Annotated in this window: 15 protein-coding genes; 9 read left to right on the forward strand and 6 right to left on the reverse strand. The window is 70.3% G+C overall.

Annotated elements, in window-relative coordinates; translation table 11 throughout:
* The first annotated feature begins 223 nt into the window (after positions 1 to 223).
* Together hppD and hmgA are read left to right on the forward strand one after the other, a co-directional pair.
* Positions 224 to 1,291: a 4-hydroxyphenylpyruvate dioxygenase gene (hppD, locus tag A7A76_RS02760; RefSeq protein ID WP_428995069.1), complete on the forward strand. Its 1,068-nt coding sequence runs from the start codon at positions 224 to 226 to the stop codon at positions 1,289 to 1,291.
* Positions 1,292 to 1,442: 151 nt separating this feature from the next.
* Positions 1,443 to 2,729, forward strand: a complete 1,287-nt coding sequence (gene hmgA, locus A7A76_RS02765; RefSeq protein ID WP_206409770.1) for a homogentisate 1,2-dioxygenase — start codon at positions 1,443 to 1,445, stop codon at positions 2,727 to 2,729.
* On the opposite strand, the gene A7A76_RS26205 is transcribed toward hmgA, so the two are convergent.
* Positions 2,672 to 2,893, reverse strand: coding sequence for a DUF6053 domain-containing protein (locus A7A76_RS26205; protein ID WP_428995067.1), 222 nt, complete (start codon positions 2,891 to 2,893; stop codon positions 2,672 to 2,674). The genes hmgA and A7A76_RS26205 overlap by 58 nt on opposite strands.
* 86 nt (positions 2,894 to 2,979) lie before the next feature.
* Here A7A76_RS26205 and A7A76_RS02770 point away from each other — a divergent pair, with 86 nt between their 5' ends.
* The 5 genes from A7A76_RS02770 to A7A76_RS02790 all read left to right on the forward strand — a co-directional run bounded on the left by A7A76_RS02770 (position 2,980) and on the right by A7A76_RS02790 (position 7,438).
* Complete coding sequence (locus A7A76_RS02770) at positions 2,980 to 3,642, forward strand: lectin (protein ID WP_241200688.1); 663 nt, start codon at positions 2,980 to 2,982, stop codon at positions 3,640 to 3,642.
* A gap of 35 nt (positions 3,643 to 3,677) precedes the next feature.
* Positions 3,678 to 4,142 (forward strand): hypothetical protein, encoded by a 465-nt coding sequence (locus A7A76_RS02775; RefSeq protein ID WP_206409760.1) that lies wholly within the window; start codon positions 3,678 to 3,680, stop codon positions 4,140 to 4,142.
* A gap of 97 nt (positions 4,143 to 4,239) precedes the next feature.
* A complete protein-coding gene (locus A7A76_RS02780; protein ID WP_206409761.1) occupies positions 4,240 to 5,253 on the forward strand; it encodes a sodium:calcium antiporter in 1,014 nt (337 codons plus the stop codon).
* 73 nt (positions 5,254 to 5,326) lie between these two features.
* Positions 5,327 to 6,562 carry a Na+/H+ antiporter NhaA gene (nhaA, locus tag A7A76_RS02785; protein WP_206409762.1) on the forward strand — a complete coding sequence of 412 codons (1,236 nt, stop codon included), beginning with the start codon at positions 5,327 to 5,329 and terminating at the stop codon, positions 6,560 to 6,562.
* A gap of 9 nt (positions 6,563 to 6,571) precedes the next feature.
* Positions 6,572 to 7,438, forward strand: coding sequence for an NAD-dependent epimerase/dehydratase family protein (locus A7A76_RS02790; RefSeq protein WP_206409763.1), 867 nt, complete (start codon positions 6,572 to 6,574; stop codon positions 7,436 to 7,438).
* On the opposite strand, the gene A7A76_RS26210 is transcribed toward A7A76_RS02790, so the two are convergent.
* A complete protein-coding gene (locus A7A76_RS26210) occupies positions 7,381 to 7,575 on the reverse strand; it encodes a DUF6053 domain-containing protein (protein ID WP_428995068.1) in 195 nt (64 codons plus the stop codon). The two genes, A7A76_RS02790 and A7A76_RS26210, sit on opposite strands and share 58 nt — an antisense overlap.
* A gap of 11 nt (positions 7,576 to 7,586) precedes the next feature.
* On the reverse strand, positions 7,587 to 8,456 hold the full coding sequence (locus A7A76_RS02795; protein WP_206409764.1) for a DMT family transporter: 870 nt from the start codon (positions 8,454 to 8,456) through the stop codon (positions 7,587 to 7,589).
* An 80-nt stretch (positions 8,457 to 8,536) separates the two neighbouring features.
* Between A7A76_RS02795 and A7A76_RS02800 the strand changes: the two genes are divergently transcribed.
* Together A7A76_RS02800 and A7A76_RS02805 are read left to right on the forward strand one after the other, a co-directional pair.
* On the forward strand, positions 8,537 to 8,956 hold the full coding sequence (locus A7A76_RS02800) for a hypothetical protein (RefSeq protein WP_206409765.1): 420 nt from the start codon (positions 8,537 to 8,539) through the stop codon (positions 8,954 to 8,956).
* A 197-nt stretch (positions 8,957 to 9,153) separates the two neighbouring features.
* On the forward strand, positions 9,154 to 9,609 hold the full coding sequence (locus tag A7A76_RS02805; RefSeq protein WP_206409766.1) for a hypothetical protein: 456 nt from the start codon (positions 9,154 to 9,156) through the stop codon (positions 9,607 to 9,609).
* Positions 9,610 to 9,618: 9 nt separating this feature from the next.
* On the opposite strand, the gene A7A76_RS02810 is transcribed toward A7A76_RS02805, so the two are convergent.
* From A7A76_RS02810 to A7A76_RS02820, 3 genes are all read right to left on the reverse strand, one after another.
* Entirely contained in the window at positions 9,619 to 10,116 is a 498-nt protein-coding gene (locus A7A76_RS02810) for a DUF962 domain-containing protein (protein WP_206409767.1), read from the reverse strand.
* Between the two features lie 124 nt (positions 10,117 to 10,240).
* The gene (locus tag A7A76_RS02815) at positions 10,241 to 10,576 is read right to left on the reverse strand and encodes a DMT family transporter (protein WP_206409768.1); all 336 of its coding nucleotides are present in this window, start codon (positions 10,574 to 10,576) and stop codon (positions 10,241 to 10,243) included.
* Between the two features lie 360 nt (positions 10,577 to 10,936).
* Positions 10,937 to 11,866, reverse strand: coding sequence for a phosphoribosylaminoimidazolesuccinocarboxamide synthase (locus A7A76_RS02820; RefSeq protein ID WP_206409769.1), 930 nt, complete (start codon positions 11,864 to 11,866; stop codon positions 10,937 to 10,939).
* Positions 11,867 to 12,027 lie beyond the last annotated feature (161 nt).

The raw sequence follows: 12,027 nt of genomic DNA on the forward strand, positions 1-12,027 counted from the left end.
CGGCGCGCGCGGGCGCGGCGACGGGGCGGCCGGACGGCGGTTCGGCCGCGGCCGGGTCGGACGGGGCGGGCGCCCCGGAATGGGAATTCGGTCGATTCATGCTGCACTGTGTCTTGATTATGGTTTCATGTGAAACTATAACGACCACTTTCCCTGAGGCCGTCCGTAGCGGATCCGGCCGCCACCCGAGAACAATGCCATGAATGCACAGCCCAACCTCGGCATGCAGGTCACCACCTTCGAAAATCCGCTCGGCATCGACGGCTTCGAGTTCGTCGAATTCGCCGCTCCGCAGGGCCAGGGTGCGATGCTGCACGACTATTTCCGCAAGCTCGGCTTCACCGCCGTGCTCAAGCACAAGTCGCGCCCGGTCACCGTCTACCGCCAGGGCGGGGTCAACTTCCTGGTCAACGAGACCCCCGACAGCTTCGCCTCCGCCTTCGCCGACGCCCACGGCCCCTGCGCCAGCGGCTTCGCAATCCGCTTCAAGAAGCCGGCCGGCGAAGTGCTCGAGGCCGTCCTCGCCAACGGCGGCGAAGCGGTGACCGACCGCGCCGACACCCGCGTGATCGATGCGCCGGTGGTCAAGGGCATCGGCGACTGCATGCTGTACCTGGTGGACCAGTACGGCGACAAGGGCGACGCCTACGCCGACTACGAGCCGATCGCCGGCGCCGACCAGCACCCGGCCGGCTTCGGCCTGACCTTCATCGACCACCTGACCCACAACCTGTACTTCGGCAACATGCAGAAGTGGTCGGACTACTACGAGCGCCTGTTCAACTTCCGCGAGATCAAGTACTTCGACATCAAGGGCGCCAAGACCGGGCTGGTGTCCAAGGCCATGACCGCGCCGGACGGCATCGTGCGTATCCCGCTCAACGAGTCCAACGACCCCAAGAGCCAGATCAACGAATACCTGGACGCCTACAAGGGCGAGGGCATCCAGCACATCGCCTGCTTCACCGACAACATCTACGACACGGTCGAGGCGATGCGCGCGCAGGGCGTGGACTTCCTGGACACGCCGGACACCTACTTCGACGTGATCGACATGCGCGTGCCGAATCATGGAGAGGACGTCGCCCGCTTGGCCAGGAACAAGATCCTGATCGACGCCGACCCGGAAACCCACCAGCGCAAGCTGCTGCAGATCTTCACCCAGAACGCGATCGGCCCGATCTTCTTCGAGATCATCCAGCGCAAGGGCAACGAAGGTTTCGGCGAAGGCAACTTCCAGGCCCTGTTCGAGAGCATCGAGCGCGACCAGATGCGCCGCGGCGTGCTGTAACTTGCGACACCGGGGCGGGACGCGAGCGCGTCCCGCCTTGCGCAAGGCCGGTCCCCACCTCCCAGCGTCGAACCCCGTCATGAACACCGCCGCCGACAACGTCATCCCCCTGCCGTCCGCCGACAGCCAGCGCCAGCAGCCGCGCGGCTACATGAGCGGCTTCGGCAACGAATTCGCCACCGAGGCCGTCGCCGGCGCGCTGCCGGAAGGGCAGAACTCGCCGCAGCGCGCGCCGTTCGGGCTCTACGCCGAACAGCTCAGCGGCACCGCCTTCACCGCGCCGCGCAAGGAAAACCGCCGCAGCTGGCTGTACCGGATCCGTCCGGCGGCGATGCACGGCGCGTTCTCGCCGTATGCGCAGCCGCGTTTCCACAATGATTTCGGCGACGGCCCGGTGTCGCCGGACCAGCTGCGCTGGGATCCGCTGCCGCTGCCCGAAGGCGGCGCGGTCGATTTCGTCGACGGCCTGTACACCATGGCCGGCAACGGCTCGGCCGCCGGCCAGCACGGCTGCGGCATCCACCTGTACGCGGCCAATCGCTCGATGCAGGGCCGGTTCTTCTACAACGCCGACGGCGAAACGCTGATCGTGCCGCAGCTCGGCCGCCTGCTGATCGGCACCGAGCTGGGCGCGCTGGAAGTCGATCCGATGGAAGTCGCGGTGATCCCGCGCGGCATCCGCTTCCGCGTCGAACTGCTCGACGGCGCCGCGCGCGGCTACGTGTGCGAGAACTTCGGCGCGCTGCTGCGCCTGCCCGACCTCGGCCCGATCGGCGCGAACGGCCTGGCCAATCCGCGCGATTTCGCCACCCCGCACGCCGCCTACGAAGACCTGGACGGCGAGTTCGAACTGATCGCCAAGTTCCAGGGCCATCTGTGGCGCGCCGACATCGGCCACTCGCCGCTGGACGTGGTCGCCTGGCACGGCAACTTCGCGCCGTACAAGTACGACCTGCGCCGCTTCAACACCATCGGCTCGATCAGCTTCGACCATCCCGATCCGTCGATCTTCACCGTGCTGACCTCGCCCAGCGACACGCCCGGCACGGCCAACATCGACTTCGTGATCTTCCCGCCGCGTTGGCTGGTGGCCCAGCACACCTTCCGCCCGCCGTGGTTCCACCGCAACGTCGCCAGCGAGTTCATGGGCCTGGTGCACGGCGTGTACGACGCCAAGGCCGGCGGCTTCGCGCCCGGCGGCGCGTCGCTGCACAACTGCATGACCGGCCACGGCCCGGATGCGGAAACCTTCGAAAAGGCCTCGCACGCCGACCTGAGCAAGCCGCACGTCATCGTCGACACCATGGCTTTCATGTTCGAAACCCGTGCGGTGATCCGTCCGGCCGCGCAGGCCTTCGACGCGGCGCACCGCCAGCGCGATTACCAGGCGTGCTGGGCCGGATTGCAGAAGCATTTCGATCCGTCCAAGCGCGACTGAGCGCGGCCGCGGGATTGCAGTCCCGCGGCCGCGGCTTTTGTGGGAGGGACTTCAGTCCCGATGCTTTTCCTCCCGGCGTTCGCGATCCGGCCGTAAAGCATCGGGACTGAAGTCCCTCCCACAAACGCGGAACCAAAGCATCGGGACTGAAGTCCCTCCTGCATACGCCGCTGCGCTTCTCGCCGCGTTCACGCAAAACCGCTAGGCTGCTCCGGCCATTCGCAACGCGCTCTTGCGCCGGAGTCCGCCCATGATCCTCGCGCCGAACTCGCTGCCCGCCCGCCTGGGCCTGCTCGCCGCCGCGCTGCTCGCGCTGGCCGCGTGCCAGCGCGAAGCCGCGCCGCCGCCGCAGGAGTCGGCGTCCGCCGCGCCGCCGGTCAATCCCGCGCCGATCGACGACCAACCTGCCGAAAGCGTGCCGCCTGCGACCGCGCCGGTGTCCTCGCCGCCGCCGTCGGCCGCGGCCGGCCAGGCGCGCTTCGACGGCTACGGCGACCTGCGCTTCGGCATGACCGCCGAGCAAGCCAAACAGGCCTGGGGCGGCGAACTCAAGGGCAAGCCCGACGAACCCGGCGGCTGCTATTACCTGCAACCGATCTGGGGCAGCAATCCGCGCGAGTTCGGCTTCATGGTCGAAGACGGCAAGTTCGTGCGCTTGGATGTCGGCAACGACAAGGAAATCGCGCCCGGCGGCGGCAAGAAGGGCATGAGCGCGGACGAGATCGGCAAGCTCTACGCCGGGCGTGTCGAAACCCAGCCGCACAAGTACGAGCAGGGTGCGAAATATCTGCGCATTAAAGACGCATCGGGTACGTCGAGCGCGCTGGTGTTCGAAACCGATTCGGCGGGACGCGTCACAAGTTGGCGCATCGGCCTGCCGCCGCAGGTGGATTACGTGGAGGGCTGCGGCTAGATTCGGTCGCGCACCGATCATGCATGGAGGCTCCCGTGAAATCCTCGCTGCAACGTCCGCGCCTTGGCGTTTTCATCGCTGCGATGGTGGTATGCGCGCTGTTTCCGCTGCTGTGCTTCCAGGTGTCCGGCAAGGCCAGCGAGTTCGGCGACTCCTTCGGCTTCATGGCCGCGGTGGTCGGCGGACTGGCGCTGTACTACCTGTCCCATTCGGTCTGGCTGCAGGCGCAGGCCAACGAGGCCTCGGCGCAGGCGGTGCGCGCCGGGGTCAAGATCGCGGCGCTGACCGCATTGATCGAGCACCAGCGCGGCCTGGTCGAGCTGTACCGCAAGTGGGAGACCGAGGCGACCTCGGACGAAAGGCGCGCGAAATGGACCGAAAAACGCAAGGCGGCGCTGGACGAATACCGCAAGCAGATCCGCGAGGTGCGCCTGTACGCCGGCATGGAGCTGAACTTCCCGCCCGGCGGCGAGGACGAGGCCGAGGACGCTGCGCGCTGAGGCCGGCCCTCCAGGCCGGATCGCCCGGCCGCCCCCGTTCCAGGAGCCTTGCGCGAGGTTACTATCGCCACGAGGCCTGTCCCTGGGGAGTTGAATCATGATCGAAGCTGTCGGCCTGTTCGTGCTGGGCCTGCTGCTGCTGGCCCTGGGCGGCGACTCGGTGGTCAAGGGCGCATCGGGGCTGGCCCAGCGCCTGGGCGTTTCGCCGTTCGCCGCCGGCCTGGTGCTGGTGGCCTTCGCGACCTCGCTGCCCGAGCTGGCGGTGAACCTGCAGGCGGTGCTGCGCGGCCAGCAGGCGCTGGCGCTGGGCAACGCGGTCGGCAGCAACGTGGTCAATTTCGGCCTGACCCTGGGCCTGGCGGCGCTGGCCGCGCCGCTGACGGTGCGCTGGCGCGCGCTGGCGCCGCTGCTGCTGGTGCTGCTGCTGGGAACGCTGGGCGTGATCGGCCTGGGCCTGGACGGCGCGCTGAGCCGCGGCGAAGGCGTGGCCATGCTCGTGGTGTTCGTGGCCGTGGTCGTGTTCGCCACCGCGCGCACCCGCCACGAGAAGCCCGAGGTGCAGGACGCCATCGCCGCGTATGCGCAGACCCAGACCCATCTCGGCCTCAATCTGATCCGGCTGCTGATCGCCGCGGTGCTGCTGCACCTGGGCGCGTATCTCATCGTCGGCGGCCACGGCCTGTGGAGCCTGCACGCGCCGCTGCCGGCCGCGGCCGGCGGCTTCGGCTCGCCGAACGCGGCGATCATCGGCGCCGCGCTGGGCCTGTCGCCGCTGCTGACCGGCCTGCTGCCGGTGGCGATCGGCACCGCGCTGCCCGAGGCCGCCGCGGCTATCGCGGCGGCGCGGCGCGGGCAGGGCGAGATCGTGGTCGGCCACGTGATCGGCTCGAGCCTGTTCAACCTGTTGTTCGTGCTCGGCGGCATGGCCGCGCTGCGCACGCTGCCGCTGCCGGCGTCGTTCGTGCGCTTCGAATTGCCGGCCGCGGCGGTGTTCGCGCTGATGCTGTATCCGATGCTGCGCGGCGATCTGCGCATCAGCCGGCGCGAGGGCGCGGTGCTGGTGCTGGCGCTGCTGGCCTGGATCGGCCTGGAACTGGCGATGCTGGGCTGAGCCCGCGCCGGGCGCGGGCGCATAGGCGCGACGTCCACAATTTCCATGCAAACCCCCCGCCTATAATGGCGGGATGAGCGAAATCACCACTCCTACGCCGCGCACGCCGCGACGCGCCTTGCGCGCGCTCAGCGAGTTCTTCCGCCTCGAAGCCGCTGGCGGCATCGTCCTGATCGCCGCCGCGGTGCTGGCGCTGATCGCCGCCAATTCGCCGCTGCAATCGGCCTACGGGGCCTTCCGCGAGATTCCGGTGCAGGTGCGCATCGGCGCGCTCGACATCGGCAAACCGCTGCTGCTGTGGATCAACGACGGGCTGATGGCGATCTTCTTCCTGGTCGTGGCCCTGGAGATCAAGCGCGAAGCGCTGAGCGGGCAACTGGCCGAGCGTTCGCAACTGGTGCTGCCGTTGGTGTGCGCGATCGCCGGCGTGGCGGCGCCGGCGCTGCTGTTCTACGCGTTCAACCGCGGCGATGCCGCGGCGATGCGCGGCTGGGCGGTGCCGACCGCGACCGACATCGCCTTCGCCCTGGGCGTGCTGGCGCTGCTGGGCTCGCGCGTGCCGGCGGCGATGAAGCTGCTGCTGTCGACCATCGCCGTCATCGACGACCTGATCGCGATCCTGATCATCGCGTTCTTCTATTCGCACGGCCTGTCGGTGACCGCGCTGATCTGGGCGGCGGTGGCGCTGGCGGCGATGTGGCTGCTCAACCGGCGCGGGGTCAAGTCGCTGGGGCCGTACCTGGCGCTGGGCGTGGTGCTGTGGGTGTGCGTGCTCAAGTCCGGCGTGCATGCGACGCTGGCCGGCGTCGCCACCGGCCTGATGATTCCGCACGTCGACAAGCGCAACAACATCGACGACGACAAGGAGCACTCGCCGCTGGAGACCCTCGAGCACGCGCTGCACCCGTGGGTCGCCTACGCGATCCTGCCGCTGTTCGCCTTCGTCAACGCCGGCCTGTCGCTGGGCGGGATCGAGATGAAGGACATGCTGGCGGCGCTGCCGATGGGCGTGGTGATCGGCCTGGTGGTCGGCAAGCCGGTCGGCATCGTCGGCGCGGCGCTGGCGATGCGCGCGCTGGGCTGGGCCCGGTTCCCGGCCGGGATGGACCTGCGGGCGATGGTCGGCCTGGGCCTGATGTGCGGCATCGGCTTCACCATGAGCCTGTTCATCGCCTCGCTGGCCTACCAGGAGCCGCTCTTGTTCGACGAAGCCGTTCTCGGCATTCTCGGCGCCTCGCTGCTGTCGGCGGTGATCGGTTACTTCTGGCTGCGCGCGGTATTGCCCGCGCGCGGCGGCGCCCAGGGTTAAGACGAACGGATGAAGCACGCATTGGTGTTCGGCGGCAGCGGCCAGATCGGCCTGCCGCTGCTGCAGCGGTTGTACCAGGACGGCTGGCGGGTCACCGCGATTTCGCGCGGCGAGCAGACCGACCGGCCCGGCCTGCACTGGCTGCAGGGCGATCTGCAGAACATGCCGGAATTGCCCAAGCGCGTGGACGCGATCTTCAGCTGCGGGCCGCTGCTCAAGTTCGCCCGGTGGTACGACGGCTCGGGCATCGAGGCCAGCCGCGTGGTCGCGTTCGGCTCGACCAGCGCCGAGACCAAGCGCGGTTCGGCCGACGCCGAGGAGCGCCGGGTCGCGGCCGAACTGCGCGAGGGCGAGGCGGCCTTGTTCGCCGCCGCGCAGCCGCGCAGCGACGCGGCCACGGTGCTGCGGCCGACCCTGATCTACGGCGCCGGCCGCGACGCCACCCTGACCCGGATCGCGCAACTGGCCAGGCGCCTGCGCTATTTCCCGCTGCCGCGCGGCGCCAACGGCCTGCGCCAGCCGGTGCACGTGGACGACCTGGCCGACGCCGCGTTCGCGGCGCTGGCGGCGCCGGCGAGCTTCGGCAAGACCTATGCGGTGCCGGGCGGCGAAACCCTGAGCTATCGCGACATGGTCGCGCGCACCCTGGCCTGCCTGCGCCCGCCGGTGCGGCTGATCGAGCTGCCCTCGCCGTTGTTCAATCTGGCATTGCTGGCGGCCCAGGCCACCGGCCGCGCCACCGGGCTGGGCGAGGCGGCGGTGCGGCGCATGCGCAGCGACATGGCCTTCGACATCGGGCCGGCGCAGCGCGATTTCGGCTACGCGCCGCGGCCGTTCCGACCGAGCGCGGAGATGTTCGACCCCCCGCGCGGTTGAACTGTAGGAGGGCCTTCAGGCCCGATGCCTTCGTTTCGGATCGCCGCGATCCGGCCGGAAAGCATCGGGCCTGAAGGCCCTCCCACAGAGGCCTCGAACCATCGGGCCTGAAAGCCTCCACACAGGCCTGCGCCCATTCCAGCCCGTTTCAGCGCGCGCGCGACTTGGCCAGATTGCGCAGCGCGATCATCAGCACCCCGCCCAGCACCATCGCCCCGCCGAGCCACAGGCTCGGCCCCGGCCGATCGCCCCAGAAGGCGATGCCCAGGCCGATCGCGATCACCGGCGCCAGCAGCAGCCACGGGGTGATCTGCGCGACCGGATGGCGCTGCACCAGCACGTAGAACAAACCGTGGCCGAGCAGCGAGGACACGAACGCGGCATAGGCCACGCCGGCCCAGGCCACCCAGCCGACCTGCGGCAGCGCGGCCACGCCGCCGGGCTCCAGCCACAGGCTGATCGCCAGCAGCGGCGTCACCGCGATCAGCGCGGTCCAGCCTTGCTGGCTGAACATGTCGAGCCCGCGCAGGCCTTTCATCAGCACCGTGCCCAGGGCGAGGAAGCCGGCCGAGACCAGCATCAGCACCACCGCCAGCGGGTGGTCGAGCACCATCGGGTCGAAGCCCAGCACCAGCACGCCGCAGAAGCTGACCGCGATCGCCGCGCCGGTGCGCCAGGCGAAGCGCTCGCCGAGCAGCCACCACGCCAGCAGCGCGGTCATCGGCACATAGCTCTGCATCACGATCGCCGGCGAGGACAGATCGCCGGCGGCCTTGAGCGCGCTGAAGCTCAGGCCGAAATGCATCACCCCGATGCACAGGCACACCGCGACCAGGCGCGGCCATTGCCCGGGCGCCGGGCGCTTGAGCAGGAACGCCAGCGGCACCGCCAGCGCGGCGAAGCGCAGCGCGGTGAACAGGAACGGCGGGATTTCGCGCAAGGCCAGCGCCGAGGTCAGGAAGTTGATCGCCCACGACAGGACGACGAGCAGCAGCAGGAGCAGATCGCGGGCGGGCATGGCCGGGACAGGTGGGCTATCGTGGCCGCCTTGCGGGCGGACGCGAATGGCGTGATGGGGCGGACATTGTGAGGCAAGCGATGCAGGCTGCGGGACCGATGGGCTGGGGATTGGCGTTGCTCGCGGTCCTGGTGCTGGGGCTGGCGCCGGCGGCGTGGCTGCTGCGCGCGCGGGTCGCGCGTGCGGTCGGCGCGCGGCCGGCGTTCGGCGCGGCGCTGTGGACGGTGCTGTTCGGCGCGGTGCTGTGGGCGATGCTGGCGGTGGCCGCGCTGATCGCCACGAACGGCACGGCGCTGGGCTCGGGCGCGCCGTTCGCGGCGCTGGCGGTGGCGCTGTCGTGGCTGGCGCTGGGCGTCGGCGTGCGCTTGTATCTGCCCGATCCGGCCGGGGCCAGGCTGGCGTGGCCGCGGGCGTTGTGGGCGGCGCTGCCGTCGGTGGTGGTGTTGTGGGGCGAGGTGGCGGTGGTGCGGCAGGCGCTGCGCTGGGTCGATGTCGGTTGAGCGTGGGGCGGTTGCGCGGTCGTTGCGTTGGCGCGGTCGCGGCTCGCGCCGCTCCTACAGGGGCTTCGGCCGCTACGTATCCGACTGTAGGAGCGGCGCAAGCCGCGACCGCGACAACGCAACCACGCCGCCACCGGCCGCCCCCGAACACCGCACGCCGAAACGCGCGCCGGCTTCAACCCGACGGAAACGAATGCATGGACATCGCGATGATCGGCAAAGTAGTCCTCGCCGCGCTGTGCATCGCGCTGCTGGTCGTGGCCTTGTTCCTGGTGTGGCTCAAGCCGGTGGCCTGGGTGCTGCGGCGCCTCGCGCCGCGCGCGCTCGGCGCGCCGCTGCGCGACGGCGCGGCGATGCAGGCGGTGCAGTTCGCGTTGATGTCGATGATGCCGGCCGCGCTGACCTGGGGCCTGTTCGGTGCGCAGGCGCCGCAGTGGCTGCAGATCGCCGTAATCGCCGCCTTGCCGTGGCTGGCCCTGACCCTCGGCCTGCGCCTGGCGCTGCGCGACGGCGAGCGCCGGCCGCTGTCGTGGCCGCGCGCCGGCGCGCTCGCGCTGCCGGCGGCGCTGGCCTGGTGGCTGGTTACGGCGCTGGTGCTGAGCGTCCCGCTGCTGCTCGGCTGGTTCAGCCCGCCGCCGATGCTGGCCGGCTGAGCGCGCCGCTCAGTACGACCAGCCCAGCTTGCGATAGAGCTTGGCCAGCACCCACGCCGGGCCGATCAGCAGATAGGTCAGGTCGGTCAGGAAGCTCGGCTTCTTGCCTTCGATCTTGTGGCCGATGAACTGCGCGATCCAGGCCACCACGAACACGCCGATCGCGCTCCACAGCAGGGTGCGGATGCCGAAGCGCTGCGCGATCCAATAGGTCAGCGCCGACAGCGCGACGAACTGGACCAGCATGCCGAGCCCGAGCGGGCGCGAGGCGCGGTAGTAGAACAGCATCGCCGCGAACATCGGCAGCGCCGCCCACACGCCGGGGCGGAACATCGCGTCGGGCGAGGGGATGCACCACAGCAGCGCGATCACGCTCCACAGGATCGCCGGCACGGCGAACACGTGGATGCGCTGGTTGGTGGCGTTGCGGTGATCGCCGGAATAGCTGGCGAACCAGCGGTCGATCGGGCGTTGCGTAACGGCGGCGGGGTGGGCGAGGGTGCTCATGGACGGCTCCCGTGGGTGTGGCGCGGGCGCGCGGCCCGCGGAGTGGCCGAGGCGCCCGGGACGGACGCGCGGCTCGGACGGCTCGAACGGGCCGGGCGCGGGCCCCGGCGCGGGCCCGCGGCGCTCAGTGCGCCGCCGACTTCGAGAATAGCTGGATCACCAGCACCCCGGCCACGATCAGGCCGATCCCGGCGATCGCGCCGGCGTCGAGGTGCTGCTTCATGAACAGCCAGCCGATCAGCGAGATCAGCACGATGCCGACGCCCGACCACAGCGCATAGGCGATCCCGACCGGGACGGTCTTGAGCACCAGCGACAGGAAGTAGAACGCGACTCCGTAGCCGGCGGCGACGATCAGCGACGGACCGGCCTTGGTGAAGCCCTCGGAGGTCTTCAGCGCGCTGGTGGCGACGACCTCGGCGGCGATGGCGACGGCCAGGTACAGGTAACCGATGTTCATGCGGAGGCGGGGCTGCGGCGAGGGGGATCGGCAGGGTAGCGCGCATGGGGCGGGCGGGAGTTAGCTGGCGGCGATGGGGCCAGTGTCGCGCGTGGTGCGGGCGGGGTCTGTAAAGCGGGCGACAGTTGGCGGGGCGTGGGTTGGGGGGCGCGTCGGCGCGCGATCGGGCGGGAACGCCGGTCGTCGGTCTTGCCTCGGCGGCCCATTGGCCGCGTCGCGGCTTGCGCCGCTCCTACAGGTAGCCTCTGTGCCCCCTCCCGCCAATCCGAACCACGGCGCCACAACATCCGGCTACGCACCCCCAAAACGACGAAGGGCCGCTCGCGCGGCCCTTCCTCTCGCAGTTCGCAGCGTTCCGGCTCAGTCGACCGAAATGCCCGCCAGCTTCTGCAGCGCCTCGGCGTACTTCGCCCGGGTCCGCTCGATCACCTGCGCCGGCAGGTTCGGCCCCGGCGGGGTCTTGTCCCAGTCCAGCGTCTCCAGGTAGTCGCGCACGAACTGCTTGTCGTAGCTCGGCGGGCTGGTGCCGACCTGGTACTGGTCGGCCGGCCAGTAGCGCGAGGAGTCCGGCGTCAGCATCTCGTCCATGACGTAGAGCCGGCCGTCCGCGTCGGTGCCGAACTCGAACTTGGTGTCGGCCAGCAGGATGCCGCGCTGGGCCGCGTAATCGGCGGCGTAGCGGTACAGGCGCAAGGTCGCGTCGCGCACCGCTTCGGCCAGCTCGGCGCCGACCGTGCGCACCGCGGTGTCGAAGTCGATGTTCTCGTCGTGGTCGCCGACGGCGGCCTTGGTCGAGGGGGTGAAGATCGGCTCGGGCAACTGCTCGGCCTGGCGCAGCCCGCCGGGCAGGGCGATGCCGCTGATCCGGCCGGTGCGCTGGTAGTCCTTCCAGCCGCTGCCGATCACGTAGCCGCGGGCGATGCATTCGATCGCCACCGGCTTGAGCTTCTTGGTCACCACCGTGCGCTTGGCGTACAGCGCCGGATCGACGCCGTCGGGCAGCACCGCGGCGACCTCGATGCCGGTGAGGTGGTTGGGGATGATGTGCGCGGTCTTGCCGAACCAGAAATTGCTGATCTGGCACAGCATCTCGCCCTTGCCCGGGATCGGGTCGGGCAGCACGACGTCGAAGGCGCTGAGGCGGTCGGTGGCGACCATCAGCAGGCAGTCGCCGCCGGGCGCGGCGCCGGCGGGCAAGCGGTCGGCGGGCAGATCGAAGACATCGCGGACCTTGCCGCGATGGCGCAAGGGCAGGCCGGGCAGTTCGGATTGCAGCAGCGTGGTCGTCAACGTGGGGACCCCTGATGGCGTAAGGCACGACTCCCCGCCGCGTCTTGCGCGCCCGGACGGTCGTGGGCCCGGGCCTTCCGGGCCGCCCGGACTCGCGCGCGGGCGCGCGACGGGGCCGGGCAGTGTACGCCGCTTGCGGCCGCCGTGCAGGCCCGGCGTCG

This window comes from Lysobacter enzymogenes (genome assembly GCF_017168095.1).
Taxonomy (GTDB): domain Bacteria; phylum Pseudomonadota; class Gammaproteobacteria; order Xanthomonadales; family Xanthomonadaceae; genus Lysobacter; species Lysobacter enzymogenes_D.